20 protein-coding genes and 1 tRNA gene are annotated in these 25586 nt (G+C 74.5%); 14 read left to right on the forward strand and 7 right to left on the reverse strand.

Annotation, left to right across the window (positions count from 1 at the left end; translation table 11 throughout):
* Positions 1–4 precede the first annotated feature (4 nt).
* Complete coding sequence (locus tag AB1207_RS16260) at positions 5–1375, forward strand: sugar ABC transporter permease (RefSeq protein ID WP_367639436.1); 1371 nt, start codon at positions 5–7, stop codon at positions 1373–1375.
* 32 nt (positions 1376–1407) lie between these two features.
* Positions 1408–2637, forward strand: a complete 1230-nt coding sequence (locus tag AB1207_RS16265) for an ROK family transcriptional regulator (RefSeq protein WP_367639437.1) — start codon at positions 1408–1410, stop codon at positions 2635–2637.
* Positions 2638–2667: 30 nt separating this feature from the next.
* Here the strand turns inward: AB1207_RS16265 and AB1207_RS16270 are convergent, their stop codons facing one another.
* A complete protein-coding gene (locus AB1207_RS16270) occupies positions 2668–4263 on the reverse strand; it encodes a zinc-dependent metalloprotease (RefSeq protein ID WP_367639438.1) in 1596 nt (531 codons plus the stop codon).
* Positions 4264–4450: 187 nt separating this feature from the next.
* Here AB1207_RS16270 and AB1207_RS16275 point away from each other — a divergent pair, with 187 nt between their 5' ends.
* A complete protein-coding gene (locus AB1207_RS16275) occupies positions 4451–5614 on the forward strand; it encodes a YlbL family protein (RefSeq protein WP_367639439.1) in 1164 nt (387 codons plus the stop codon).
* A gap of 298 nt (positions 5615–5912) precedes the next feature.
* On the opposite strand, the gene AB1207_RS16280 is transcribed toward AB1207_RS16275, so the two are convergent.
* Positions 5913–6500 carry a PPA1309 family protein gene (locus AB1207_RS16280; RefSeq protein ID WP_367639440.1) on the reverse strand — a complete coding sequence of 196 codons (588 nt, stop codon included), beginning with the start codon at positions 6498–6500 and terminating at the stop codon, positions 5913–5915.
* A 169-nt stretch (positions 6501–6669) separates the two neighbouring features.
* Here AB1207_RS16280 and AB1207_RS16285 point away from each other — a divergent pair, with 169 nt between their 5' ends.
* The 7 genes from AB1207_RS16285 to AB1207_RS16315 all read left to right on the forward strand — a co-directional run bounded on the left by AB1207_RS16285 (position 6670) and on the right by AB1207_RS16315 (position 16608).
* Positions 6670–9714, forward strand: coding sequence for a UPF0182 family membrane protein (locus AB1207_RS16285; RefSeq protein WP_367639441.1), 3045 nt, complete (start codon positions 6670–6672; stop codon positions 9712–9714).
* Positions 9715–9778: 64 nt separating this feature from the next.
* Positions 9779–9852: transfer RNA gene (locus AB1207_RS16290), tRNA-Met, on the forward strand.
* 93 nt (positions 9853–9945) lie between these two features.
* Positions 9946–11361, forward strand: coding sequence for a 3' terminal RNA ribose 2'-O-methyltransferase Hen1 (locus AB1207_RS16295; RefSeq protein ID WP_367639442.1), 1416 nt, complete (start codon positions 9946–9948; stop codon positions 11359–11361).
* Positions 11358–13916: a polynucleotide kinase-phosphatase gene (locus AB1207_RS16300; RefSeq protein WP_367639443.1), complete on the forward strand. Its 2559-nt coding sequence runs from the start codon at positions 11358–11360 to the stop codon at positions 13914–13916. Before AB1207_RS16295 ends, AB1207_RS16300 begins: the two co-directional genes overlap by 4 nt.
* Positions 13917–14007: 91 nt before the next feature.
* Positions 14008–14661 (forward strand): hypothetical protein, encoded by a 654-nt coding sequence (locus AB1207_RS16305; protein WP_367639444.1) that lies wholly within the window; start codon positions 14008–14010, stop codon positions 14659–14661.
* Positions 14662–14704: 43 nt separating this feature from the next.
* Positions 14705–15910, forward strand: a complete 1206-nt coding sequence (locus AB1207_RS16310) for a sensor histidine kinase (protein WP_367639445.1) — start codon at positions 14705–14707, stop codon at positions 15908–15910.
* Positions 15907–16608 (forward strand): response regulator, encoded by a 702-nt coding sequence (locus AB1207_RS16315; protein WP_367639446.1) that lies wholly within the window; start codon positions 15907–15909, stop codon positions 16606–16608. The genes AB1207_RS16310 and AB1207_RS16315 overlap by 4 nt, the downstream gene beginning before the upstream one ends.
* On the opposite strand, the gene AB1207_RS16320 is transcribed toward AB1207_RS16315, so the two are convergent.
* Entirely contained in the window at positions 16592–18571 is a 1980-nt protein-coding gene (locus AB1207_RS16320; RefSeq protein WP_367639447.1) for an anthranilate synthase family protein, read from the reverse strand. The genes AB1207_RS16315 and AB1207_RS16320 overlap by 17 nt on opposite strands.
* Positions 18572–18904: 333 nt before the next feature.
* On the opposite strand from AB1207_RS16320, the gene AB1207_RS16325 reads away from it, so the two are divergent.
* From AB1207_RS16325 to AB1207_RS16335, 3 genes are all read left to right on the forward strand, one after another.
* Positions 18905–19165 carry a hypothetical protein gene (locus AB1207_RS16325; RefSeq protein ID WP_367639448.1) on the forward strand — a complete coding sequence of 87 codons (261 nt, stop codon included), beginning with the start codon at positions 18905–18907 and terminating at the stop codon, positions 19163–19165.
* 90 nt (positions 19166–19255) lie between these two features.
* Positions 19256–20689: a glucose-6-phosphate dehydrogenase gene (locus AB1207_RS16330; protein WP_367639449.1), complete on the forward strand. Its 1434-nt coding sequence runs from the start codon at positions 19256–19258 to the stop codon at positions 20687–20689.
* A 23-nt stretch (positions 20690–20712) separates the two neighbouring features.
* Entirely contained in the window at positions 20713–21195 is a 483-nt protein-coding gene (locus tag AB1207_RS16335; protein ID WP_437178959.1) for a GNAT family N-acetyltransferase, read from the forward strand.
* Here the strand turns inward: AB1207_RS16335 and AB1207_RS16340 are convergent.
* The 4 genes from AB1207_RS16340 to hisN form a co-directional block, all read right to left on the reverse strand.
* Complete coding sequence (locus AB1207_RS16340; RefSeq protein ID WP_367639450.1) at positions 21179–21865, reverse strand: SemiSWEET family transporter; 687 nt, start codon at positions 21863–21865, stop codon at positions 21179–21181. The two genes, AB1207_RS16335 and AB1207_RS16340, sit on opposite strands and share 17 nt — an antisense overlap.
* 94 nt (positions 21866–21959) lie before the next feature.
* Positions 21960–23126, reverse strand: a complete 1167-nt coding sequence (locus tag AB1207_RS16345) for a mechanosensitive ion channel family protein (protein ID WP_367639451.1) — start codon at positions 23124–23126, stop codon at positions 21960–21962.
* The gene (locus tag AB1207_RS16350) at positions 23123–23923 is read right to left on the reverse strand and encodes a CPBP family intramembrane glutamic endopeptidase (protein WP_367639452.1); all 801 of its coding nucleotides are present in this window, start codon (positions 23921–23923) and stop codon (positions 23123–23125) included. Before AB1207_RS16350 ends, AB1207_RS16345 begins: the two co-directional genes overlap by 4 nt.
* Positions 23924–23930: 7 nt before the next feature.
* Entirely contained in the window at positions 23931–24743 is an 813-nt protein-coding gene (hisN, locus tag AB1207_RS16355) for a histidinol-phosphatase (RefSeq protein WP_367639453.1), read from the reverse strand.
* A 147-nt stretch (positions 24744–24890) separates the two neighbouring features.
* Between hisN and AB1207_RS16360 the strand changes: the two genes are divergently transcribed.
* The gene (locus tag AB1207_RS16360) at positions 24891–25577 is read left to right on the forward strand and encodes a vitamin K epoxide reductase family protein (RefSeq protein ID WP_367639454.1); all 687 of its coding nucleotides are present in this window, start codon (positions 24891–24893) and stop codon (positions 25575–25577) included.
* The last annotated feature ends 9 nt before the right edge of the window (positions 25578–25586 follow it).

A 25586-nucleotide genomic window follows, 5' to 3' on the forward strand; every position in this document is an offset into this window, starting at 1 on the left:
ACCCATGTCGACCACCGGACACCTCCCGCCCCAGGGGCCGGAGGGAACCGCCCAACCGAGCACCGCGCCGGACGCCGACGGGGTTCCGCTCACCGAGCAGGAACGCATCGTCCAGCTCGCCCGCGCCACGGGCAGCGGCGGGAGCGCCCTGGCCCAGCCCGCCGCCGAACCCACCTTCCGCGAGGGGATCGCGGCCTGGGTGGCCCGGCTGCGCGGCGGCGACATCGGCTCCCTGCCCGCCGTCGCGGGCCTCGTCGTGCTGTTCGTCCTGTTCTCCGCCCTGCGCCCGGACACGTTCCCGACGCCGGGGAACATCGCGAACCTGCTCGTGCAGGCGTCCTCGATCATCGTCCTGGCCATGGGCCTGACGTTCGTCCTGCTGCTCGGCGACATCGACCTGTCCGCCGGTGTCGCCGGGGGCGCGTCGGCAGCGGTCATGGCGCTCGTCCTGCGTTCCGGCGGCGTGAACTGGGTGATCGGCCTGCTGGCCGGCCTGGCGACCGGGCTCGTGCTCGGCACGCTCATCGGTCTGCTCGTCTCCCGGGTCGGGATCCCCAGCTTCGTCGTGACCCTCGCGTTCTTCCTCGGGGTGCAGGGCATCACGCTGCGCCTCATCGGCGAGGGCGGCACCATCGCCGTGCGCGACGACGTCATCGTCGCCATCGCCAACTCCAACGTCCCGGTCGGTCTGGGGTGGGTGCTCACCGCCGTCGCCGGCCTGGGGTACGCCGCAGTGAGCCTCGGACGGTGGGCGGGGCAGCGTCGTCGCGGGCTGTCCCGGGACAACCTCGGCGTCGTCGTGGCGCGCCTGGTCGTCGTGCTGGCCGTCCTCGTCGTGGTGACGGCGGTGCTCAGCCGGAACCGCGCCCGCGTGGCCAGCATCCAGCTGGCGGGCGTCCCGTGGTCGGTGCCCCTCATCGCGGTGCTCCTCGTGCTGCTGACGCTCGTCCTGGGGCGCACCCGCTACGGTCGGCACGTGTACGCGGTGGGCGGGAACCCGGAGGCGGCCCGCCGGGCCGGCATCTCCGTCCGCGGCATCCGCATGTCGGTGTTCATGATCGGTTCCTCGCTGGCAGCCCTGTCCGGCGTCATCGACGCCTCGCGGCTGAACTCCGTCGCCCCCGGCTCCGGTGGGGCGAACACGCTGCTGCTCGGCGTGGGCGCGGCCGTCATCGGCGGCACCAGCCTGTTCGGCGGCAAGGGCCGCGTGTCCAACGCCGTCATCGGCGGTCTCGTCATCGCGGCGATCGCCAACGGCCTCGGCCTGCTGGGCCAGGCCCAGTACGTGAACTACCTCGTGACCGGCGCCGTCCTGCTGCTCGCCGCGACGGTCGACGCCGTCTCCCGGCGCCGTCGCGCGTCCTCGGCCGTCTGAGCCCGTCCGTGGACGGGCCGGCGGGTGGGGGTGTGCGTGGTCGGGGCACCGAGGACGTCCGGCGGCACAACCTCTCGACGCTCCTGGGCCTCGTCCACGCCCGTGGCGGCGTGACCCGGGCCGAGGTGACCCGCGAGCTCGGCCTCAACCGCTCGACCATCGGGGCCCTCGTGGGTGCCCTCGTCGAGGCCGGCCTGCTCGTCGAGCAGGCCCCCTCGGACGGGGCGCCCGGGCGGGTGGGCCGGCCCTCCCTGGAGGTCCGTCCGCGCACCGACGGCGCCGAGGTCCTCGCCGGCTACGTGGACGTGCACGCCGTCCAGGTCGTCCGCGTCGGCCTCGGCGGCGCGGTGCGCGGGCGCCGCACGGTCGCCACCTCCGCCCCGCCGACCCCCGCGCGGGCCGCGGAACTGCTGGCCGCGGCGGCCCGCGACCTGCTCGCGGAGTCGCCGCCGGGGCTGCTCGCCGGTGTCGGCGTCGCGGTGCCCGGCCTCGTGCGCGCGGGCGACGGGGTCATCGCCCACGCCCCGAACCTGGACTGGCGCGACGCCCCGTTCGCCGACGTGGTCGCGGCCGGGCTGGAGGCCGCGACCGGGCAGCGCCTGCGGGTGGACGTCGCCAACGACGCCGACCTCGGGCTCATCGCCGAGCACCGCCGCGGGGCGGCCGTGGGGCTGAGCGACGTCGTCTACCTCTGCGGCACCTACGGTCTGGGTGGCGGCGTGCTCACCGGCGGGCACCCCCTGACGGGCCACCGCGGGTACGCCGGGGAGGTCGGGCACGTCAGCGTCGACCCCGACGGACGGGCCTGCCGCTGCGGGAGCCGGGGCTGCTGGGAGAGCGAGACGCTGGCCGCGGCCTGGGCCGAACCCTTCGACCTCGACCCGGACGCCCCCGACATCGCCGACCTCGTCCTCGCCCGTCTGGCCGCCGGCGGTGTCGTCTCGCGCCGCACCCGCGACAAGCTCTCGCGGGCCTTCGCCCGGGGGCTGGCGAACATCGTCCACCTCTTCGACCCGCAGGCCGTCGTCCTCGGCGAGGGGCTGTGGCACCGGCTGTGGCCCGAGGTCCGCGACGACGTCATGCCGTGGGTCGACCGGCTCGTCATGCCCGCCATGCGCGCCGGGATCACGGTGCGGACGTCGGCGCTGGGGGAGGGCTCCACCGTCCTGGGCGCGGCCGAGCTCGCCTTCACGCGGTTGCTGCAGGACCCGCTGGCCCTGACGCAGGAGAGCCCGGACCCGGACCCCGTCCTGCAGGGGTGAGCGGGTCCGGGCTCGCCGGGTCCGGAGGGGTCAGGCCTTCGGGTCCTCGCCCGTGCCCTCGGCACCGCCGGAGCCGCCGTCGAGCAGCTCGCGCAGCGCCGCGTCCATGTCGTCCTCGACCGGCTCCCCGCCCCGCGGGCCCGAGCCGTCGAGCCGGCGGTCGACGAAGCGCGTCGCGGCGTCGGCGTCGTCGAGGTCGGCCGCGACGGGTAGCAGGTCGGGGTGGTCCCAGACCGCGTCCCGCGCGCTGCGGCCACCGCGCGTCAGCAGCTGCTCCCACAGCGCGCTGGCCTCGCGCGCCCGGCGCGGACGCAGCTCCAGCCCCACGAGGACGGCGAAGGCGTGCTCGGCCGGCCCGCCCGTGGCGCGGCGGCGGCGCATCGTCTCGCGCAGCGCGTTGGCGTGCGGCAGGACGTTCCCCGCCGCCTCGTGCGTCACGTGGTCGACCCAGCCCTCGACGAGGGCGAGCGCCGTCTCCAGGCGGGCGAGAGCGGCCTTCTGCTCCGGGCTGCTCTCGGGTTCGAAGATGCCGGACTGCATGGCCTCCTGCAGCGACTCCGGGTTCGAGGGGTCCACCTGGCGCGCGGCCTCGGCGATCCGGTCGGTGTCCACGGAGATGCCGCGGGCGAACGACTCGACGGACCCCAGCAGGTGCGCGCGCAGCCACGGCACGTGGGCGAACAGGCGCTGGTGGGCGGCCTCGCGCAGCGCGAGGTAGCGGCGGACCTCGTCGATCGGCACCTCGAGGCCGTCGGCGAACGCACGGACGTTCTCGGGCAGCAGTGCGGCGCGACCGGTGGGGGACAGGGGGAGCCCGACGTCGGTCGTCGACAGCACCTCGCCGGCGAGCTGGCCGACGGCCTGCCCGACCTGCATCCCGAAGACGCCGCCACCGACCTGGCGCAGCATGGCGCCGGCCGACCCGAGCATCGCCGCCATCTCCGGCGGGGCCTGGGAGGCCATCGCGTCCCCCATGGCCGAGGCGACGTTCGCGGCGATCGGCTCCACGAGCTGGCGCCACACGGGCATCGTCTTCTCGACCCACTCCGCCCGGCTCCACGCCTCCAGGGACGTCGCGGCCTGCGCGAGGTCGGTGACGCCGTCGAGCCAGAGGTCGGCCACACGCAGCGCGTCGTCGACCTCGCGGCGGTCCACCGCGTGCGGCGTGGGGTCGCCCTTGGCGGCCGCGGCCTGCCGGGCGAGGTCGTGGGCGACCTCCCAGTTCACGGGCTCGTCGGAGGGGTTGGACAGGAACTTCTGCAGCTGCGCGAGGATCTGGCCCATCATGGCCGGGTCGAAGCCCGCGTCGCCGAAGCCCGGGATGCCCTGCGGCAGAGCGCCGCCGGGGAACCCGCCCGGGAAGCCACCGGGGAACTGGCCCCCGGGGAACTGGCCCCCGGGGAACTGGCCGCCGAAGAGGGGACCGAGGAGTTCCTCGAGGGGGTTGGCCGGGCCGCCGGAGTCCCCGCTGCGCGGTTCCGGCTTCTTCCCGGGCGTCCCGGACGGTCGGAAGCCCGGCTGCCCGCCACGCTCCTCGCGCCCGCCCTGGCCCTCCTGGCCGTCCTCGGGGCGGTCGCGCCCCTCCTCCGGCTCTTCGCCCGGCGTCACGTCGTCTCGCTGGCCCACCGTGTCCTCCGCTCGTCGACCTGCGGGTCCATCATGGCCTCCCGCCCCTGGCCCGACGAGCGGCGGGTGGCGGCCGTTCCGCCGTCGGCGCCGGTTGCGCCGTGGGCGAACGGCTCGGCCGGGGGTGCGTGGACGGGGTGCAGCGGACGTCCGGCGCCCTCCCAGCCGGCGACCGTAGGGTGACGGGGTGTCGAGCGACCCCGCACCGGACCCGGCCACGGACCCCGCGGGGACGCTCCGCGGTCGACCGCCCGCCGAGGACCCGACCGCCGAGGCGGCGGCGCGCAGCGGTGCGATGGGGGCGAGCAGCACCCTGCTCTCGCTGTCGGCCTTCGTGGCGATCGCGCTCGCGGCGGTCTTCGGCATCGTCCACGTCCCCTACGTCGCGCTCAGCCCCGGACCGGTCACGGACGTGCTGGGCAGCCCGTCGGACGGCAAGGGGCTCGTGGAGATCTCCGGACGGCAGACCTACCCGACCGACGGTCAGCTCGACCTGACGACCGTCTCCCTGCGCGGTGGTCCCGGTCTGGAGATGGGCCTGGGGGAGACCCTGCTGGACTGGATCGACCCCGACGTCAACGTCGTGCCGCGCGAGCTGTACTTCCCCCCGCAGCAGTCGCAGGAGGAGGCCGACGCGCAGTCGGCCGCCGAGATGACGGGCTCGCAGACCAACGCGAAGGTCGCGGCCCTCACCGAGCTGGGCATCGAGGTGCCGAGCACGACGACGACCCAGGTGGAGGAGGTGAACGCCCAGGTCCCCGCCGCCGACGTCCTGCGACCCGGCGACGTGGTCACCAGCGTCGACGGCCGCGACGTCGCCGACTTCCCCGCGCTGCAGGCCGCGGTCCGGGCCCTGCCCGGCGACGCCGAGGTGCGTCTGGGCATCACGCGCGGCGGGCAGGCGCGGACCGTCACGACGCGGACGGTCGCCGCGAACGGCACGACGCTGCTGGGGATCACCCCGCACGTCGACTACCGCTTCCCCTTCACCATCGACATCGCCATCGACGACGTGGGCGGCCCGAGCGCGGGGACGATGTTCGCCCTCGCGATCGTCGACGAGCTGACGCCGGGGGCCATGACGGGCGGCCAGCACATCGCCGGGACGGGCGCGATCGCCGCCGACGGCACCGTGCAGCAGATCGGTGGTCTGCGGCAGAAGGTGATCGGTGCGCAGCAGGACGGGGCCCGCTGGTTCCTCGCCCCGCGCGAGGAGTGCTCGCAGGTGCGCGGGGCCACGCCGTCGGGCATCACGGTGGTGCCGATCTCGACGCTGCACGAGGCGCGGCTGGCCGTCGAGGCGATCGGGAAGGGCCAGGGGTCGACGCTCGCGACGTGCGAGCAGTCCTGACCCGCGTGCCGCTGGCCCGGCCCTGATCCTGGTCCCACGACCGGTCCGACCTCGGACCGGGTCTGGGAACGCCGTCGACGTCGCCCCCACGACGTCCGCGCCGGTCCGACGGCTGCACCCACGTGGGACCGGGCGTGGGACCGGGCGTGGGAACAGCCGTGGGTGTCTGCTCGACGTCGTGGGGGCGACGCGTCGGGGACACCCACAGCTCGCTCCACGTGGGTGTCCCGATGGGTGTCCCCCGGGTGTGCGGGCGCGTCGGACCGGGCGGGACCGGCGGGCCGGCAGCCCGGCGGGCTCAGTCCTGCAGGGTGGCGGCGAGCGCCCCGACCAGTCCCGGCACGAGGTCGGCGCCGGTCGCGACCTCCCCGTCGGAGTCCTTCGAGCGCGAGCGGACGGCGCACTCGTGCCGGCCGTCGCGCAGGACGCCGACGGCGATGCGGACGTCCTCGGCGAGCGGGTGGGCGGCCAGCGCGCGGGCGCGGCCCTCCTCGTCGTCGCTGGAGGTGGCGGCGCGCACCTCGGCCTCGGCGTCCGGCGGCACGAGGATCTTCTCGACCACGAGCGCGGCGCCGTCGACCCCGGCGGGCCAGGCCAGCTGGCCGAGCAGCTCGTTGAGGTCCTCGACGGCCGGGACGCCCTCCTGCTCGACGGACGTCAGGTGGTCGGGGTCGGCGCGGGCCTCGTCGAGGACGTTCGGCGGCAGCCGGCGCGCGAGGCTCGGATCGCGGTCCAGGGCGTCGGCGGTGCGCACGAGGGCGAAGAGGCGCAGGGGCGCGCCCCAGCCGTCGGAGGCCACGTAGCGCTCGATCTCGGCGACCGTCCGCCACAGCCCGGAGGGGCCGGGGGACACGGGGGCGGACCGGGTGCTGGCGTCGGAACTCACGGCCCCGATGGTCCCACGGCCCGTCGGGTGGACGCCGACGTCGGTGCTGCAGTGGCCCGAGGTGACGATCCGGTCACGATCGCGCCGCAACGCTCGACGCGGGGCACCCGGACGGGGGCTTGTAAGTTGCCTGGCTGTGAGCTTTCCCCCACGCCGTCCATCGCGGCCGGTGCTCCGGCGTCGTCGCCGGGGCGCAGCCCTGCCCACCGTCCTCATCCTCGTGGCGCTGCTGGTCGCGGTGGTGGTGGGCACCCGCATCACGGCCGACGTGTGGTGGTTCGGCGAACTCGGGTTCCTCTCCACCTTCACCACCAAGCTGTGGCTGCAGCTCGGCCTGTTCGTCGTCGGCGGCCTCCTGCTGGCCGCGGCCGTCGGGGTCTCGCTGACCATCGGCTACCGCAGCCGCCCCGTGTACGCGCCCATGTCGACGGAGCAGGCGGGCCTGGACCGGTACCGCGAGTCCCTCGAACCGCTGCGCCGCGTCGTCGTCATCACCCTGTCGGTGGCCGCCGGCCTGTTCGGCGGATCGGTCGCGATGAGCCGCTGGGAGACGGTGCTGCTCTGGCTCAACCGCACCGACTTCGGCACGAACGACCAGCAGTTCGGCATCGACCAGGGGTTCTACGTCTTCACCCTGCCGTGGCTGACGTTCATCGTGAGCTTCCTCACGGCCGCCGTCGTGCTCGGCGGCATCGCCGGTCTCGCGGCGCACTACCTCTACGGCGGGCTGCGGCTGTCCGGCGGGGGCCAGCGCACGACGCGCGCCGCGCGCATCCACCTCGCCTCCCTGGCCGCCGCGTTCCTGCTGCTGCGGGCCGTGGGGTACTGGCTGGACCGCTACGAGACGCTCGTGAGCCCGGCCGGTCACGTCAACGGCGTCGTCGGCCCGACGTACGTCGTCGACCACGCGGTGCTGCCGTCGAAGGCGATCCTGGCGATCATCGCGGTCGTCGTGGCGTTGCTGTTCATCGCCGCGGCCGCCGGGGTGTCGTGGCGGCTGCCGGCCATCGGCACCGGCCTGCTCGTCGTCAGCGCGATCGCCATCGGCGGCATCTACCCGTGGGCCGTGCAGCGCTTCCAGGTCACCCCGAACCGGCAGGCGCTGGAAGCCCCGTACGTCGGGAAGAACATCGAGGCGACGCGGTCGGCGTACGACCTCGCCGACATCGACGTGCAGTCCTACCAGGCCGACACCACGGCCGAGTCCGGCCAGTTGAGCCAGGACGCCCAGACGATCCCCAGCGTCCGGCTCCTCGACCCCTCGGTCGTCGGGGCGGCGTTCCAGCAGACGCAGGGCCAGCGCGGGTACTACAAGTTCCCCGACATCCTCGACGTCGACCGGTACCCGACGGGAGTGGACGGGGCCCCCCAGGACGCCGTCGTCGCGGCCCGCGAACTGAACCTCGCCGGGCTGGCGCCGAACCAGCGGACCTGGGTCAACGAGCACACCATCTACACCCACGGCTACGGCGTCGTCGTCGCGCGCGGGAACGACCGCGCGCCCGACGGCAGCCCCAGCTACCTGGAGTCGAACGTCCCCACCACGGGGGAGATCGACGTGGAGGAGCCGCGGATCTACTTCGGCGAGGGGACGACCGACTACTCCATCGTCGGTGGCCGCGACAACGAGATCGACTACCCGGACAGCTCGGCCGGCGGGTTCGCCACGACCCAGTACGACGGCTCCGGCGGCGTGGACGTGGGGAACCTCTTCGAGAAGCTCGTCTACGCCCTGAAGTTCGGCGACCAGAACATCCTGCTGTCGAGCTCGGTGAACCCGGACTCCAAGATCCTCTACGACCGCACCCCGCGCGAGCGCGTCGAGAAGGTCGCCCCGTGGCTGACGATGGACGGCGACGCCTACCCCTCCGTGGTCGACGGTCGCGTCGTGTGGATCCTCGACGGGTACACGACGTCGTCGTCCTACCCGTACGCGGCGCAGACCGAACTCGGCGAAGCGACCGCGGACCGGCTGACGCAGACCCAGGGCAGCAGCGTGCAGGCCCTGCAGGACCGCACCGTGAACTACGTCCGGAACTCGGTGAAGGCCACGGTCGACGCCTACTCCGGCAAGGTGACCCTGTACGAGTGGGACGAGTCCGACCCCGTCCTGAAGTCCTGGATGAAGGCGTTCCCCGGTGCGGTGAAACCGCTCGCGGACATCGACGCCTCGCTCATGTCGCACCTGCGCTACCCGCAGGACATGTTCAAGGTGCAGCGCGAGGTGCTGTCGAGCTACCACGTGACCGACCCGGCGTCCTTCCTCACGGGGCAGGACTTCTGGAACGTCCCGGCCGACCCGACCGCTCCCGAGGGACCGAACGACGCCCGCGCCGCGCAGCCGCCGTACTACCTGACGCTGCGGATGCCGGACCAGGACGCGGCACGGTTCAGCCTGACGACGACCTACGTGCCGGCCTCCACGCAGAACAACTCCGGCACCCAGGTGCTGCGCGGGTTCGCGGCCGTCGACTCCGACGCCGGGACGGCGGCGGGGGAGAAGAGGGAGGACTACGGCAAGATCCGGCTCCTGGAGCTGCCGCAGTCGACGACGGTCAACGGTCCGGTGCAGATCCAGAACAACATCCGGTCCGACACGGCCGTCGCCGACCAGGTCCGGCTGCTGAGCGTCGGCGGTGGGTCCGAGGTCATCTACGGGAACCTGCTGTCGCTGCCCGTCGGCGGCGGGATGCTGTACGTCGAACCCATCTACGCGCGCAGCACGGGGGACAACTCCTTCCCGCGCCTGAGCCGCGTGGTCGCGGTGTTCGGCGACAACATCGCCATCGCGAACACCCTCGACGAGGCCCTCAAGGAGGTCTTCGGCGGGGACTCCGGCGCGACGGCCGGTGACGCGGGCAGCGGATCCACCGACGGCGCCACGGGGACGCCCACGCAGACCCCGACCGGGTCGCCGTCGGCCACCCCGACCGACGGGGCCACGGCGGCGCCGTCGGGGTCCCCGCAGCAGCAGTTGCAGCAGGCGCTGACCGACGCCCGCCAGGCCATCAACGACTCCTCGGCGGCGCTGTCGCGCGGTGACTTCACCGCCTACGGCGAGGCCCAGGACCGGCTGCGCACGGCGGTCGACGCCGCCACCAGCGCCGAGGCCCGGCTCGAGGAGGGGCAGGCGCCGGAGTCGACGTCCACCCCGTCCGCGAGCAGCGCCCCGCCCACCGGCGGGGACACCCCCACGGGGACGCCGACGCCCTGACGATGCGGGACGGGAGGCCGCGATTTGGCCTCCCGTCCACCAGCGCGTAAGGTTGGTCTCACGACGCGGGGTGGAGCAGCTCGGTAGCTCGCTGGGCTCATAACCCAGAGGTCGCAGGTTCAAATCCTGTCCCCGCTACTCACGAGGCGAAGGCCCGGACCACACGGTCCGGGCCTTCGTCGTTCCCGAACCATTTCCCCCGGCAAACCGCCTGCGCCCGAGGGCCCCACCGTGATCAGCTGGGGCGTGATCCTCACCCTGACGGCCAGGCGGCCGGCGTCCGGGGTCCCCGCGGGGGACCTCGGGTTCCTGCTGCACAAGCACCCCGACCGCGTCCACGTCGCCGAGCACGGCGCCGTCACCACGCACGTCCTGGCGCCCGTGAGCGGACCCGAGGAGCACGAGGTCGCGGTCGTCCTCGACGTCGACCCGGTCGCGCTCGCGCGGGCGGGGCGGGGTGAGCTGGCCGGTGACCACGTCAACGACCGGCCCTACGCCGCGTCGAGCCTGCTGTCCGTCGCCCTCGGGCGCGTCTTCGCCACGGCCCTCGCGGGTCGCTGCACGGCCCGTCCCGACCTCCTGAGCGTGCGCTGGCCGCTGCGCATCCACGTGCCCGCCGTGCCGTGCGCGGGCGAGCGCGGGGCCGGCGGCGAGGAGCTGGTGCGCCGGCTCTTCGGCCCGCTCGGCTGGACGGTCGAGACCACGGTCGTGCCGCTGGACGAGACCGTGCCCGGCTGGGGTGCCTCGCCGTACGTGGACCTCGTGCTGACGGGCGAGTTGCGCCTGGCCGACGCCCTGGCCCAGCTCTACGTCCTGCTGCCCGTCCTCGACGACACCAAGCACTACTGGGTCGGTCGGGACGAGGTCGACAAGCTGCTGCGCCGCGGCGGGTCCTGGCTCGCCGGGCACCCCGAGCGCGAGCTCGTGACCCGCCGGTACCTGCGGCACTCCCGGCCGCTCGTGGCCGACGCCCTGGACCGGTTGCGGGAGGCCGAGGGCGCGGAGGCGGAGGTGGAGGAAGCCGCCGACGCGCCGACCCCGCTCGCCGTCCAGCGCCGGGACGCCGTCGTGGCCGTCCTGCGCGAGCTCGGCGCAGCCCGCGTGGCCGACCTCGGCTGCGGGCAGGGGCAGCTGCTGGCCGCCCTCCTCACCGACGCGCGGTTCACGGCGCTCACGGGCACCGACGTCTCCGTGCGGGCCCTGCGGCAGGCCTCCCGCCGCCTGCACCTCGACGAGCGCCACGACGAGCGGGTGACGCTGTTCCAGAGCTCCCTGACGTACCGCGACGAGCGCCTGCGCGGCTTCGACGCCGCCGTCCTCATGGAGGTCGTCGAGCACGTCGACCCGCCGCGGCTGGCCGCCCTCGAACGCGTGGTGTTCGGCGAGGCGGCGCCCACCCACGTCCTCGTCACCACCCCGAACGCGGAGCACAACGTGCACTACCCCTCCCTGCAGGACGGCGGCTTCCGCCACCCCGACCACCGGTTCGAGTGGACACGGGCCGAGTTCGCCGACTGGGTCGGCGCCGTCGCCGCGCGGTGGGGGTACTCCGTCCGGTTCCTCGGCATCGGCGCCGCCGACGCCGCGACCGGGACCCCCACCCAGCTGGCCGTGTTCTCGCGCACCGACGGGGAGGTGGCGGCATGACCGAGGTCACCGTCCCCGAGCTGAGCCTCGTCGTCCTCGTGGGGACGAGCGGTTCGGGCAAGTCGACGTTCGCGCGCACCCACTTCCTGTCGACCGAGGTCCTGTCCAGCGACGTCTGCCGGGGCCTGGTCGCCGACGACGAGAACGACCAGTCCGCGACCGCGGACGCCTTCGACGTCCTCGGGTTCATCGCGGGCAAGCGGCTGGCCGCCGGCCGGCTCACGGTCGTCGACGCGACCAACGTCCAGCCGTCGGCGCGCCGCTCCCTCGTGGACCTGGCCCGGTCCCACGACGTCCTGCCCGTCGCGGTGGTCCTCGACGTCCCGCTCGACGTCTGCGCGGCCCGCAACGCCGAGCGGACCGACCGCAGCTTCGGCGCCCACGTCCTGCGCCGGCAGCGGGCGGACCTGCAGCGCGGGCTGAAGAACCTGCAGCGCGAGGGGTTCCGCGTCGTCCACGTGCTGCGCGGGGTGCAGGAGGTGCAGGCGGCGACGGTCATCCGGACGCGGTTGTTCACCGACCTGCGCTCCGAACAGGGCCCCTTCGACGTCGTCGGCGACGTCCACGGCTGCCGCGAGGAGCTGACCGACCTCCTCACCGAGCTCGGCTACCGGCTCGTCACCGACTCCCAGGGCCGGGCCGTCGACGCCGTGCCGCCCGCCGACCGCAGGGCCGTCTTCGTCGGCGACCTCGTCGACCGCGGCCCGGACACCCCCGGCGTCCTGCGCCTGGTCATGGGCATGCAGGCCGCCGGCCACGCCCTCGTCGTGCCGGGCAACCACGAGGACAAGCTGCTGCGCGCCCTGCGCGGCCGGCAGGTGCAGGTGAGCCACGGCCTCGCGGAGTCGTTGGAGCAGCTGGCCGCCGAACCGGAGGAGTTCCGCCGCGAGGTCGAGCGGTTCCTCGACGGCCTGGTCTCCCACTACGTCCTGGACGGCGGCCGGCTCGTCGTCGCTCACGCCGGGCTGCTGGAGCGCTACCAGGGCCGCGCCTCGCGCCGGGTGCGGGCGTTCTGCCTCTACGGCCAGACGACGGGGGAGACCGACGAGTTCGGACTGCCCGTGCGGTACCCGTGGGCGGAGGACTACCGGGGCGCCGCGACGGTCGTCTACGGCCACACGCCCGTGCCGACCCCGGAGTGGGTCAACAGGACGATCTGCGTCGACACCGGCTGCGTCTTCGGCGGCCACCTCACGGCGCTGCGGTACCCCGAGCGCGAGCTCGTCGCCGTCCCGGCGCGCCGGGTCCACCACGCACCGGCCCGCCCGTTCCCGACGTCGGCCGAGACCGCCGACGCGGCACGGGCGGCGGTGCGCGACCCCGACGTCCTCGACGTGACCGACGTGCTCGGCAAGCGCGTCGTCGAGACCGCCGACCACGGCCGCGTCACCGTCCGGGAGGAGAACGCGGCCGCGGCCCTGGAGGTCGTGTCACGCTTCGCCGTCGACCCGCGGTGGCTGCTGCACCTGCCCCCGACGACGGCGCCCGTCCCGACCTCGCGCCGTCCGGGACACCTCGAGCACCCCGACGAGGCGTTCACGGCCTACGCGGCCGAGGGCGTCGCCGAGGTGCTGTGCGAGGAGAAGCACATGGGGTCGCGGGCCCTCGCCCTCGTCTGCCGCGACGAGCGGGTGGCCCGGGAACGGTTCGGGGCTCCCGGTGGGGCGCTCGGCGCCGTCTGGACCCGCACGGGGCGCAGCTTCTTCGACCCCGCCGCGACGGAGGTCCTCGTCGGGGAGCTGCGTACGGCGCTGGAGACCACCGGTCTGTTCGACGAGCTCGGCGACTGGGTCCTGCTCGACGGCGAACTGCTGCCGTGGGACGCCAAGGCCCGCGAACTCCTGCGCGGTCGCTTCGCCGCGATGGGCGCGGCCGGCCGGGCGGCCCTGCCCGTCGCGGTCGGCGCCCTCGAACGAGCCGCCGCTCGGGGGCTCGACGTCGCGGACCTGTTGTCCCGCACCCGGTCCCGCGTGGAGAACGTCGAACGGTTCACCGACGCCTACCGACGCTACTGCTGGCCCACCGAGGGCCTGGACGGCGTCCGGTTCGCGCCGTTCGCGGTGCCCGCCGCGAGCAGCGCGACGTTCGCCGACCGCCCGCACGACTGGCACCTGGGCGTCGCGGACCGGCTCGTCGCCGCGTCCGACCGCTTCACCCCGACGCGCCGCCTGCGGGTGGACGTCACCGACGCCGCGTCCTGCGCCGAGGGGACCGCGTGGTGGGAGGGGCTGACCGCCGCCGGCGGGGAGGGGATGGTCGTCAAACCCCTGGCCAACCGCGTGCGGACCGGCACGGGGATGGTGCAGCCCGCGCTGAAGGTCCGCGGCCGGGAGTACCTGCGGCTGGTCTACGGGCCCGACTACGCCGAGCCCGAGCACCTGGAGCGGCTGCGGCAGCGCAGCCTGGGCCGCAAGCGCTCCCTGGCCCTGCGCGAGCACGCGCTCGGCCTGGAGGGGCTGGAGCGGGCGGTGCGGGGCGAACCGCTGTGGCGGGTCCACGAGTGCGTCGTGGGCGTGCTGGCGCTGGAGTCCGAACCGGTCGACCCCCGGCTGTGACCGCCCGGCCCGACCCCCTACCGGGGAGCTACGCCCCGACGCCGCCCCCGGAGTGACGACCCGGGGGTGGCGCGTGCGGTGGACTGGACCCATGGACTACTGGACGGGGCTGCTGCACGGCCCGTACGCGGCGCTGCTGCCGGCGATGGTGGCCGAGGGGCCGGTGGCGACGTTCGCCGGCGGAGCCCTCGTCGGCGCCGGGCACGCGGCGCTCGTGGCGGTCTGGCTGCTGGCGTTCGGCACCGACCTCGTCCTGGACTCCGGGCTGTTCCTCCTGGGCCGGCTCACCCGCCGCGCGGGCCGCGCCGGGCGGTCCGGGCGGGGCGCGGCGGCGCTCGCGGCCCGGCTCGGGCTCACGGCCGACCGGCAGGACGCGCTCGCCCGCCGCGCCACCGAGCACCTGCCGGCCCTCGTCGCCGGCGCCAAGCTCGTCGACGTCGGAGCCGTCCCGGCCTTCCTCGCCGCGGGTTGGGCCGGGGTCCGCTACCGCCGCTTCGCCGCCTGGGTGGCGCTGTGCACCGCGGTCCGCGTCAGCGTCCTGCTGTGCCTGGGGTTGCTGACGGGGGAACGGCTCGCCGCCACGGGGCCGGGGCTCGTGGCCGAGCTGCTGGCCCGCCCGTGGCTGACGGTGCTGGCCGGGCTCGCGCTCGGCGGGGCGCTGCTGGGGGTGCGGGCGCTCGTCCGCGCCGCCCTGCGTGCCGTGCGCGAGGGGGGTGGGCTCCTTGCGGCGTCGCTCGCGGGCTGAGCCGCGCCCGAGTCGGGCACCAAGGGCCTTCCGGGCACCCCGGGTGCGCCGGGTCCGCACCGCGCTCGCCCCGTGGGCCACGGGCCGCACCCTCGTCGTGCTCCTGGCCATCACCCTCTACGCCGTCGGCGCACCCGTCAGCGCGGCCGTGCACGGCGTCGCGGCCGAGCTCGCCCTCGTCGCGGTGCTGCTGCAGTGCGGCGGTCTCGTCACGGCGATGTGGCGTGCCGAACTCGGCGCCGCCGCCGCTCTGCTCGGTGTCGTCCTGGTCGCCGTCGGCGCCGACCCCGACCGCGGACCCTGGCCGTGGACGGTCCCGAGCCTGCTGACGTTCGCCCTCGTCCTCGGCGTGCTCGGGGCGCGGCGGCTGTTCCGCACGGCTGTCACGGCGTGGCTCGGCAGCCTGCTGGTGACGATCGTCGTGGCCTGGGTCCTCAACAACTCCGACGCCGACGTCGTGAACCTCGTCGTCTACACGTCGAACTCCGCCCTCGTCCTGGGCGCGGGGTGCGCGATCGGGGCCCGCCGCCGCGTCCGCGAGGAACTGGCCCGCTCGCGGCGCGACACCGAACTCGAGCAGGCGCGCCGCGTCGTCGTCGAGGAGCGCAACCGCATCGCCCGGGAACTGCACGACGTGGTGGCGCACAGCATGTCCGTCATCGGGGTGCAGGCCACCACGGCGCAGTACCGGATCCCGGACCTGTCCCCGCAGGCACGCGCCGAGTTCGACGACATCGCGGCGCAGTCGCGCACGGCGATGGCCGAGATGCGCACCCTCCTGGGGGTCCTGCGGAACTCCGCCGACGGGGCGGAACTCGCCCCCCGCGCCGGGTTGGAGGGACTGGCCGACCTCGCCGAGGGCGCCCGCCGGGCCGGGTCGACCGTGTCGCTGCACGTCGCGGACACGCTGCAGCGCAGGGCCGTCCCCAGTGCCGTCGGGGTCGTCGTGCACCGCATCGTGCAGGAGGGCCTGTCGAACGTCGTCCGGCACGCGACGGGGGCCGTCGTGCTGGTCGACGTGGCCGTCCACGTCGGGGCGGACGGGCCGGTCCTCGTGGTGGAGGTCCGCAACGGACCGGTGCCGGAGGCCGACGGGGCGGCCCCCGTCGTGCCCGCCGACTCGGGGGGTCACGGCCTCGTCGGCGTGCGGGAGCGCGCGTCCCTGCTCGGCGGCTCCGTCGAGGCGGGGCCGACGGACGACGGCGGGTTCTCGTTGCGCGTCACGCTGCCGTGGGAGGGTGGAGCGTGAGCCTCCAGGACCCCGCTGCGAACCCCGCCGAGCGCCCCGTCCGCGCTGTCGTCGTGGACGACCAGGCGATGATCCGCGCGGGGTTCTCCGCGCTGCTGTCGGCCCAGGACGGCATCGAGGTCGTGGGGCAGGCCGCCGACGGCGAGGAGGCGGTGCGCGTCGTCACCCGCGAACGCCCCGACGTGGTCCTCATGGACGTGCGGATGCCCGTGCTCGACGGGCTGGAGGCCACCCGGCGGATCGTCGCCGCGGGCCTCGACCCGGCGCCGCGCGTCCTGGTCCTCACGACGTTCGACGTCGACGACTACGTGTTCTCGGCGCTGCAGGCCGGGGCCAGCGGGTTCCTCCTCAAGGACGCCACCCCGGAGGCCCTGGTCGACGCGGTCCGGGCCGTGGCGGCGGGGGACTCGCTGCTCTCACCCGTCATCACCCGCCGCCTCATCGAGCACTTCGTCACCACGCGGCAGCGGGCCGCGCACGCCCCGGCCGCGGTCGCCGACCTCACACCGCGCGAACGCGAGGTGCTCGTCTGCATCGCCCGGGGCCTGTCGAACTCCGAGATCGCCGCGGAACTGTTCATCGCCGAGCAGACGACCAAGACGCACGTCAGCCGCATCCTCACCAAGCTGGGGCTGCGCGACCGCGTCCAGGCCGTCGTGCTCGGCTACGAGATCGGTCTCGTCAGCCCCGGCGCGTGAGCAGGGGTTCCACCAGGCCGCGCAGGACCGCCGGCCCGCCGAGGGTCAGCACGGACTCGGGGTGGAACTGGATCCCCGCGAAACCCTCCCCGCGGACGGCGACGACCTCGTCGGCCGGGCCCGTCGCGACCTCGACGCCCTCGGCCGTCAGCCGGGCCGCGTCGGCCTCGTCGAGGCGCGCCGTGAACGAGTTGTAGAACCCGACGGTCACGGGGTTCCCGAACAGGTCCACCTCGAGCTGGGTGCCCTGGTGCGGGGCGTCCTTGCGGCGCAGCGGAAGACCCAGCGTGCCGGACAGCAGCTGGTGACCCAGGCAGACGCCGAGCAGCGGGTTCCCCCCGGACCGCGCCGCGGCCGAGAGGTCCCGGGCGAGCCCCTGCAGGCGGGCGATGCGCGGGTCCGAGGCGTCCTCGGGGTCGCCGGGTCCGGGACCGAGCAGGACGAGACCGTCGTGGGCCGCCAGGGCGCCGTCGAGGGCCGGGTCGTCGTAGCGCAGGACACGGGCGCGCAGCCCGGCCGCGGCGAGCAGGTGCACGAGCATCGCGGTGAACGTGTCCTCGGCGTCGACGACGAGCGCCTCGCCGAGGACCGGGCCCGTGGGCGCGGCCTGCGGTTCGAGCCAGAACGTCGCGAGCCGGTCGCGCCGCGAGGCCAGCAGCGTGGCGATCCGCGGGTCCGAGGCCAGCGGGACCCGGCGCACGGGGGCGCCGTCGGTGCCCGTGCGGGGCGGGAGCGGGGGCAGCGCACCGAGGGCGCGCAGGACGCCCGCGGCCTTGGCGTGGGTCTCGGCGACCTCGCCCTCGGGGGTGGAACCGCGCACGAGGGTGGCGCCGACGGAGACGCGGACGGTCGCGGTGGAACCCTGCGCGCGCACGTCGGCGGTGCGGATGAGGATGGGGGAGTCGAGGGTCTGCGCACCTTCGCCGTCGTGGCCCAGGAGGGCCAGCGCCCCGGCGTAGTAGGCGCGGCCGGAGGGTTCGAAGCGGCGGATGACGCGGCACGCGCTCTGCACCGGGCTACCGGTGACGGTGGCGGCGAACATGGTCTGCCGCAGCACCTCCCGGGCGTCGAGGGTGGACTGCCCGCGCAGTTCGAACTCGGTGTGCGCGAGGTTCGCCATCTCCCGCAGGTACGGCCCGTGGACGACGCCGCCGAGGTCGCCGACGGAGCACATCATCTTGAGTTCCTCGTCGACCACCATGAACAGTTCCTCCACCTCCTTGGGGTCGGTGAGGAACTGCACGAGACCGTCGGGGTCCGGGCCGGTGGCGGGGTAGCGGTACGTGCCGGAGATGGGGTTCATGACGACCTCGCCCCGGGCCATCCGGACGTGCACCTCGGGCGAGGCGCCGACGAGGGTGCGCGAGGAGCCCGCCTCGGTGTCGGAGCCTGCGGGGACGTGGACGACGAACGTCCAGTACGCGCCCTGCTCGGCGACGAGCAGGCGGCGGAACAGGCTGAGCGCGGTGCGGGCGGAGAACCCGTCGATGACGCCGTCGACGTCGCGGCGGATGACGAAGTTCGCGCCGCTGCCCTCGGCGATCTCGGCGTCGATGATGCGGCGCACCACGTCGGCGTAGTCCTCGTCCGACAGGTCCGGGGCGACGTCGCGCAGGGCGACCTCGTCGTCGGGCAGGGCGCGCAAAGCGTCCTCGAGCGCGAGGTCCACGGCGGACTCGACGCGCAGCACCTGCAGCGGGGTGCCGTCGTCGTGGACCTCGAAACCCCGTTCCCGCAGCTGCCGGAACGGGACGAGGGCCAGGGCGTCGCGGCCGACCTGCTCGGCGGCCGGGCGCAGCGGGACGTCGGCGAGGCGCTCGACGACCTCGACGGGGCCGCGCAGCAGTTCGACCGGGCCGGGCAGACCGGTGCGGGGGTCGAGGCGGCGCAGCAGGGCGAAGGGGCCCGCACCGGGGGACAGCAGGTCGGCGATCGACTGGTCAGGGGTCTGGCCGGGTGTCATGGGTTCTCCTCGAGGGGCTGGGGGAGCCGTCCGTCGAGGGGTCGTCCGGTGTCCGGCCTCTCGACGAGGGCGGCCACCGGGACGTTGGGAGCGTCAGGCGACCGCCGACACCCACCACCACGCACCGCTGCGCAGTGCGCGGGCGGTTCCCTGACGGGGAGCGGTGGTGGTCACGGGCACACCCTAGCGGTACGGCCTCGACGGCGGGGTCGGGCTGGTCCCCACCCCGCCCGGGGTGCCGGAGGTCCGGGTCTCGGTGCCTGGTCGGATGCTGGCCACGCTGCCGGGGGCGGAGCGCTAGCGTCGGCGCACCGACCCCCGGAGGAGACCACCGTGCACGCCCTCTCCCTGCGCCTGGCCGCGGGCGCCCTGCTCGTCGGCGGGTTCCTGCTCGGCATCGCCCCCACGCCCCTGACGAGCTTCGGGTGCGGTTCTGCCTTCGGCGGTAGTGACCTCGGCGACCAGTCGATCGAGGTCGTGACGGCCTGCTCAGACGCACGGTCCGGGCGGCAGGACGTCGTCGGTGCGCTCCTCACCACGGGTGTCGCCGTGCTCGGCCTGAGCTTCGGCCGGGCGCGCACCTCCGGTGGGTGAGACCGGTCCTGGTCCGGTGGGCGGTGGGCACGGGACACCGGAGCCGGACCCGGTGCGCGCCGCCTCGGGGCGGGCAATACGGTGCCGAGTGTGAGCCAGAGCGCAGAGCAGCCCGGACAGCAGTCCGAGGCGACCGACCGCCCGACCATCTTCCTGGTCTACGGGGCCACCGGGGACCTGTCCCGCCGGCTGGTCTCGCCGGCCTTCTTCGAACTGGCCCGGCTCGGCCGGCTGCCGCAGCAGTGGCGCCTCATCGGCAGCGGCCGCGGGGAGAAGTCGCACGAGGAGTTCCGCGACTTCCTGCGCGAGGCCCTCGAGGAGTTCGGCCCGCAGCCCTCCGACGGCCCCTGGGACGAGTTCTCCGCCAACCTCCTGTTCGCCGGCGGCGGGTTCACGGCCGACGACCCGGGGCAGCTGCTCGACGTGCTCGGCGAGGCCCGGGCCGACCTGGGCGACGACGTCCAGCTCGTGCACTACCTCGCCATCCCGCCGGGCGCGTTCCTCGACACGACGAAGGCGTTCGCGGCGCACGGTCTCGTCGAGGGGTCCCGTGTCGTCTACGAGAAGCCCTACGGCACGTCGCTGGAGACGTTCGAGGAACTCGACGCCGAGGTCCAGCGCGTGTTCGACGAGGAGCAGGTCTTCCGCATCGATCACTTCCTCGCGTTCGAGGCGCAGCAGGACGTCATCCACGCCCGCTTCGCGAACCCGTGGCTGGCGGGCATCTGGAACGCCGAGCACGTCGCCCAGGTCCAGGTCGACATCGCCGAGACCCTCGACGTCGCCCAGCGCGCCAGCTTCTACGACGCCACCGGCGCGTTCCTCGACATGATCGTCACGCACCTGTTCCAGATGGCCGCGACCGTCGCGATGGAACCGCCTGCCGACCTCGGCCCGGGGGCGCTGCAGGCCGCGCGAGACGCTGCGCTGCAGGACTTCCGCGAACTCGACCCCGCCGAGGTCGTCCTCGGGCAGTTCGAGGGGTACACCGACATCGACGGGGTCCCGGACGACTCCACCACCGACACCCTGGCCGCCTGCCGGGTCTGGGTCGACAACGACCGCTGGCGGGGCGTGCCGTTCCTGCTGCGCTCGGGCAAGAAGATGGCCGCCGACGAGCAGCGCGTCACGCTCGTCCTCAAGGCACCCGCCGACGGCCCGTACGCCGGTCAGGACGTGGCACCCTCCACGATCAGCTTCTCCCTCCTGGAGGGCGGCGCGTTCGACGTGGCCGTCACGGTCCGCCGTCCCGGCGTGGCGGGGGGCCTGGCGCAGGGCACCGCGACGCTGCCGCTGGACTCCTTCGAGGGCACGAGTCCCGCGCTGCCGTACGTGCACCTCATCGAGCACGTCCTGACGGGCGACCGGTCGCTGTTCACCGGCGTCGAGGGGTTGCGCGCCGCGTGGACCTGCATCGAGCGGTTCTCGCAGGACCGTCCGGAGGTCCAGCCCTACGCGCCCGGCACGTGGGGTCCCGAGAGCGTCGACGAGCTCGCGGCGCCGGGGCAGTGGTTCCTGCGCTGACGGAGCGCCTGACGGCGGGGGGCGTGCGGGTCCGGCCCGCGGTGGACGGTGACGCGGGGGAACTGCTCACCGTCCAGCGGGCCGCGTTCGTCGCCGAGGCCCAGCGCTACGGCGACCCGTTCCTGCCGCCCATGCGCGAGGACCTCGACGCGGTGCGGGCCGTCCTGACCGACCCGGCCGTCGTCGTCCTCGTCGCCGCGACCGCGAGCGGGCGCCTCGTGGGCGGCGTCCGCGTCCGCCTCGACGGCGACGTCGGCCACGTGGGCCGGCTCGCCGTCGCGCCCGACCGGCAGCGCGAGGGGATCGGCACCGCGCTGCTGACCGCTCTGGAGGAGGCCCTGCCGCCGTCGGTCCACCGGCTCGCCCTGTTCACCGGTGGACGGTCGACGGCGACGGTCGCCCGCTACGAGCGGGCCGGGTACGTGCGGGTGCAGCGCGAGCCGTCGGTCGACGACCGGGGCGTGCCCCTGGCCCACCTGGAGAAGGAGCTCAGGCCGCCAGCGTGAGCGTGGCGCGGCGGGCCAGCACGAACGGCCGCACGAGCAGCTGGCCGGGCACGCCGAAGCGACCGGCGTGCAGGGCGCGCGCCACCGCCAGCGGCGGGCAGCGGCGGGACAGCACGACCCCCGCGAGCACGACCGTGACGGCCGAGCACACCACGACCGAACCCTGCCCGGTCGCCAGGCCGTAGACCGTCCACAGCGTCGCGGACACCTGGGTCAGGACGAACGTCGACGGCGCCAGGCCGGTCAGCGGTGCGCGGCGCAAGACGGTGACGATCTGCGGCAGCATCTTCACGAGCGAGACCGTGGTCCCCAGCACCCCGACGACGACCGGGCCACCGAGCACGAACGCCGCGGCGACCACCGGGACCCAGGCGCTGACGGCGGCGACCGCGTGCCGCAGCGGCACGTGCAGGCGGCGACCGGCGAGCACGACCGTGACGACCGCGCACACGACGCCGGGGACGTTCGCCAGGAGCTGCGCCGGGTCGAGGAGGGCGACGCCGTAGCTGAGCCAGGTGCCCGACGCGAGGGCCCCCAGCACCGCGGAGGAGTACGACAGACCGGTCGCGTCGGGGTCCTTCAGCAGACGCAGGACCTGGGGGACACCGGTGAGGACGCCGAGACCGGCGGCGAGCAGACCGAGCAGGGGGACGAGGGACGCGAAAGGCACGTGCCTGTGCATCGACTGGTACCGGGTCCCGCCTTGAGCCCGGTCACGCCGCTGCCGGGGTGAGAGCTGGCTCACACCCCAGCGGGCGGCGCGGTCAGGACCGGTGCGCGACCTGGGCGGGGACGTGCGCGGGGGCGTGGACGAGGGAGTCGGACCCGGGGGAGACCAGGCGCACCTTGGGCAGCGCGTCGGGGTGCTCGCGCTGCAGGAACCCCACGAGGTCCTCGCGCACGGCGCAGCGCAGGTCGAACAGGTCGCCACCGGAGTCGGCGCTGACGAGGACCCGCAGCGTCACGGCCTGCGGGCTCGTCTCGGTGACGGCGACGGAGAACGTCTGGCCGTTGAAGAGCTCGTGGGCGCGGACGAAACGCTCTGCGCGGGAACGGACCTGCTCGACCGGGACCGTCCAGTCCACCGACAGTTCCACGGCGCCGATGATGTCGGCGGAGTTCCGCGTCCAGTTCACGAACGGGGTCGTCGTGAAGTACGTCGAGGGCAGGATCAGCCGGCGCTGGTCCCACAACCGCACGACGACGTAGGTCAGCGTGATGTCCTCGATGTTGCCGTACTCGTCCTCGATGACGACGACGTCGTCGACGCGCACGGCGTCGGTGAAGGCGATCTGCAGACCGGCGAACACGTTCGCGAGCGACGTCTGCGCGGCCAGACCGGCGACGACGGACAGCAACCCCGCCGAGGCCAGGACGCTCGTCCCGATGCCGCGGGCGCCGGGGATCGTCAGCAGCATGGCGGCGACCGCCACGACGATGATGAGCGCGACCACGAGGCGCTTCACGAGGGCCACCTGCGTGCGGCGCTGCCGCTGCCGCCGGTTGTCGGCGACGTCGATGCGGTAGCGCAGCAGGAGCACGTCCTGCACGACGTTCGCGGCGACGATGGCGAGCCCCGCCCCGAACGCGACGGCGACCAGCCGCAGGACCGTCAGCGTGGGTTCGCGCCAGTCCGCGGGCTGGGTGTAGATGCTCAGCGAGGCGATGGCCGCGATCGTGCCGAGGAACCCGGCGAGCGGACGGCGCCCGCGCTGGGCCAGCGTGGCGAGGATCTCGTGCTTGCGGCCCAGCCGGCGCACGCCGAGGGCGACGAGCTCGCCGACGGTCGCGGCCAGGGCGGCGGCCACGAGGGCGACGCCGATCGTGAGCCAGACGGAGGTGCTGATCGAGAACGGGATGGGAACTCCTGCGGTCGGTCGAGTGTGGACATCGACGTCCTGCGGACCGGACCCACCGTAGGCGAGGTTCATCCGGGCAGCCAGCTCACCTTCCCGACGAGGGCTGCGTACCCGACGAAGGCGACGACGTCGATGGCCGTGTGCGCGACGACGAGCGGCGTCGTCCGGCCCCACCGCTGGTAGACCCAGCCGAAGACCAGACCCATCGCGACGTTGCCCACGAAGCCGCCGACGCCCTGGTACAGGTGGTAGGACCCGCGCAGCAGCGCGCTGACCAGCAGCGCCGGGAACCAGCGGAAGCCCAGCTGGGACAACCGGTGCAGCAGGTACCCGGCGACGAGCACCTCCTCGAGGATCCCGTTCTCGGCCGCCGCCATGACCGAGACGGGCACGGCCCACCAGGTGTCCGGCAGGGTCGAGGCGGCCACGTTGGTGTTCAGCCCCGCCGACCGCGCGCCCAGGTACAGCAGCAGCCCGCAGCCGCCGATGACGGCTGCCAGGCCCAGACCGGCGAGCACGTTGCGGCCGAGCCGGTGGCCGTCGAAGCCCAGGGTCCGCAGCGATCGTCCGTCCCGGGCCAGCAGGTAGCCGACGAGGAAGACCGGCGCAAGCCCCGACGCGATGGACACCAGCTGCAGCGCCAGGTCCAGCCAGGGCCGGTCCGGGGCGTAGCTGCCCAGGACGGTCGAGGTCTGGGCGTTGATCGCGACCGGCGCGGTGAGGATGCCGACGAAGCTCACGAGCGCCCGCACCCCGCTCATCCCCAGGGAGACCGCGAAGACCGCGACGACCTCCCAGACCAGCAACCGGCGGGCGCGCGCGTCGGTGACGACGTCCGCGCGCGGCCACGCGGCGGGGGCGAGGTTCACGACCGGGTCACCGGTCGCCCAGGTGCTCCAGGGCCGCCGCGTGCAGCAGCCCGTTGGAGGCGACGGCGTTCCCGCCGTGCGGTCCGTCGACCCCCGCGCGGGACGTGAAGCGCCCCCCGGCCTCGGTGACGATCGGCACGAGCGCGGCCATGTCGTGCAGCGCCAGCTCCGGTTCGGCGGCGATGTCGACGGCGCCCTCCGCCAGCAGCATGTACGACCAGAAGTCGCCGTAGCCGCGGGTGCGCCACACCGCGCGGGTGAGGTCCAGGAAGCGGTCGAGCGAACCGCTGTCCTCCCAGCCGGACAGCGAGGAGTAGGCGAGCGAGGCGTCGGTGAGGGAGGACACCGAGCTCACCGAGATGCGCGTGGCCGAGGACAGGCTGCGGCCCGTCCACGCGCCCGAACCGGTCGCCGCCCACCAGCGGCGCCCCAGCGCCGGGGCCGACACCACGCCGACCACGGGGACGCCGTCGTCGAGCAGCGCGATGAGGGTGGCCCACACGGGCACCCCCCGGACGAAGTTCTTCGTGCCGTCGATGGGGTCGACCACCCACTGCCGGGCGCCGTGGCCGACGAGGCCGAACTCCTCGCCGAGCACGGCGTCCCGCGGCCGGGTGCGCTTGAGCTGGGAGCGGATGAGCTCCTCGGCCGTGCGGTCCGCGTCGCTGACGGGCGTCAGGTCGGGCTTCGTCTCCACCTGCAGGTCCTGGGCCTTGAACCGGTCGGTCGTCAGGCCGTCCACCTGGTCGGCGATGACGTGCGCCAGGCGCAGGTCGTCGTCGTAACGTGGCCGGGTGGGGGAGACGGGGGGTTGCGACACGCCGCGAACCTACCGCTCGGTGGGTCCCTGGCCGCGGTCCCGCGCGGACTGACCCGTTCAGGTGACGTCCAGGGCTGTCGAGGATCCTGGGGACCGGGTGGACGCACCCGGTGGACACGACCCCAGGGTCGAGGAGGAGGACGACGCATGGCCGGCACGACGGACCGGGTCGAGGAGCTGCCCGAGGACCACTTCGAGGACGGCCCGCTCGCGGGGGACGAACCCTCCGGACACCTGTCCGCCCTGCCCGTGTCCCGGCGCACCCGCGGTCTGCTGCTCCTGCTCGGCGGGGTCCTCGGCTTCGTCGCGGCGTTCACCCTGACGGTCGAGAAGATCAGGCTGCTGCAGGACCCCGGCTACGTCCCCAGCTGCAGCATCAACCCGATCATCTCCTGCGGCAGCGTCATGGAGACCCACCAGGCGGCGCTGTTCGGCTTCCCGAACCCGCTCATCGGGATCGCGGCCTTCGCGGTCTCGACGTTCCTCGGGGTCCTCGTCCTGTCGCGCGTGGCGTTGCCGCGCTTCGTCGAACGCGGCTACCTCCTCGGCATCACGCTGGGGATGGTCTTCGTCGGGTGGCTCATCAGCCAGAGCCTGTACTCGATCCACGCGCTGTGCCCGTACTGCATGGTCGTGTGGGCCGTCGTGATCCCCACCTTCTGGACGCACGTGGCCGACGCGCTGGACCGCGGGCTGCTGCCTGTCCCGGCCGGGGCGCGGGGGGCCGCCCGCGTCGTCGTCGACTACCGCGTCCTGCTCATCGTCCTCAGCTACGCGGCCGTCCTGGTCATGGTGGGCACGAAGTTCTGGAGCTACTGGAGCACGCTGCTCTGAGCCCTGCGC

The sequence above is a fragment of the Kineococcus endophyticus genome (assembly GCF_040796495.1).
Lineage (GTDB): Bacteria > Actinomycetota > Actinomycetes > Actinomycetales > Kineococcaceae > Kineococcus > Kineococcus endophyticus.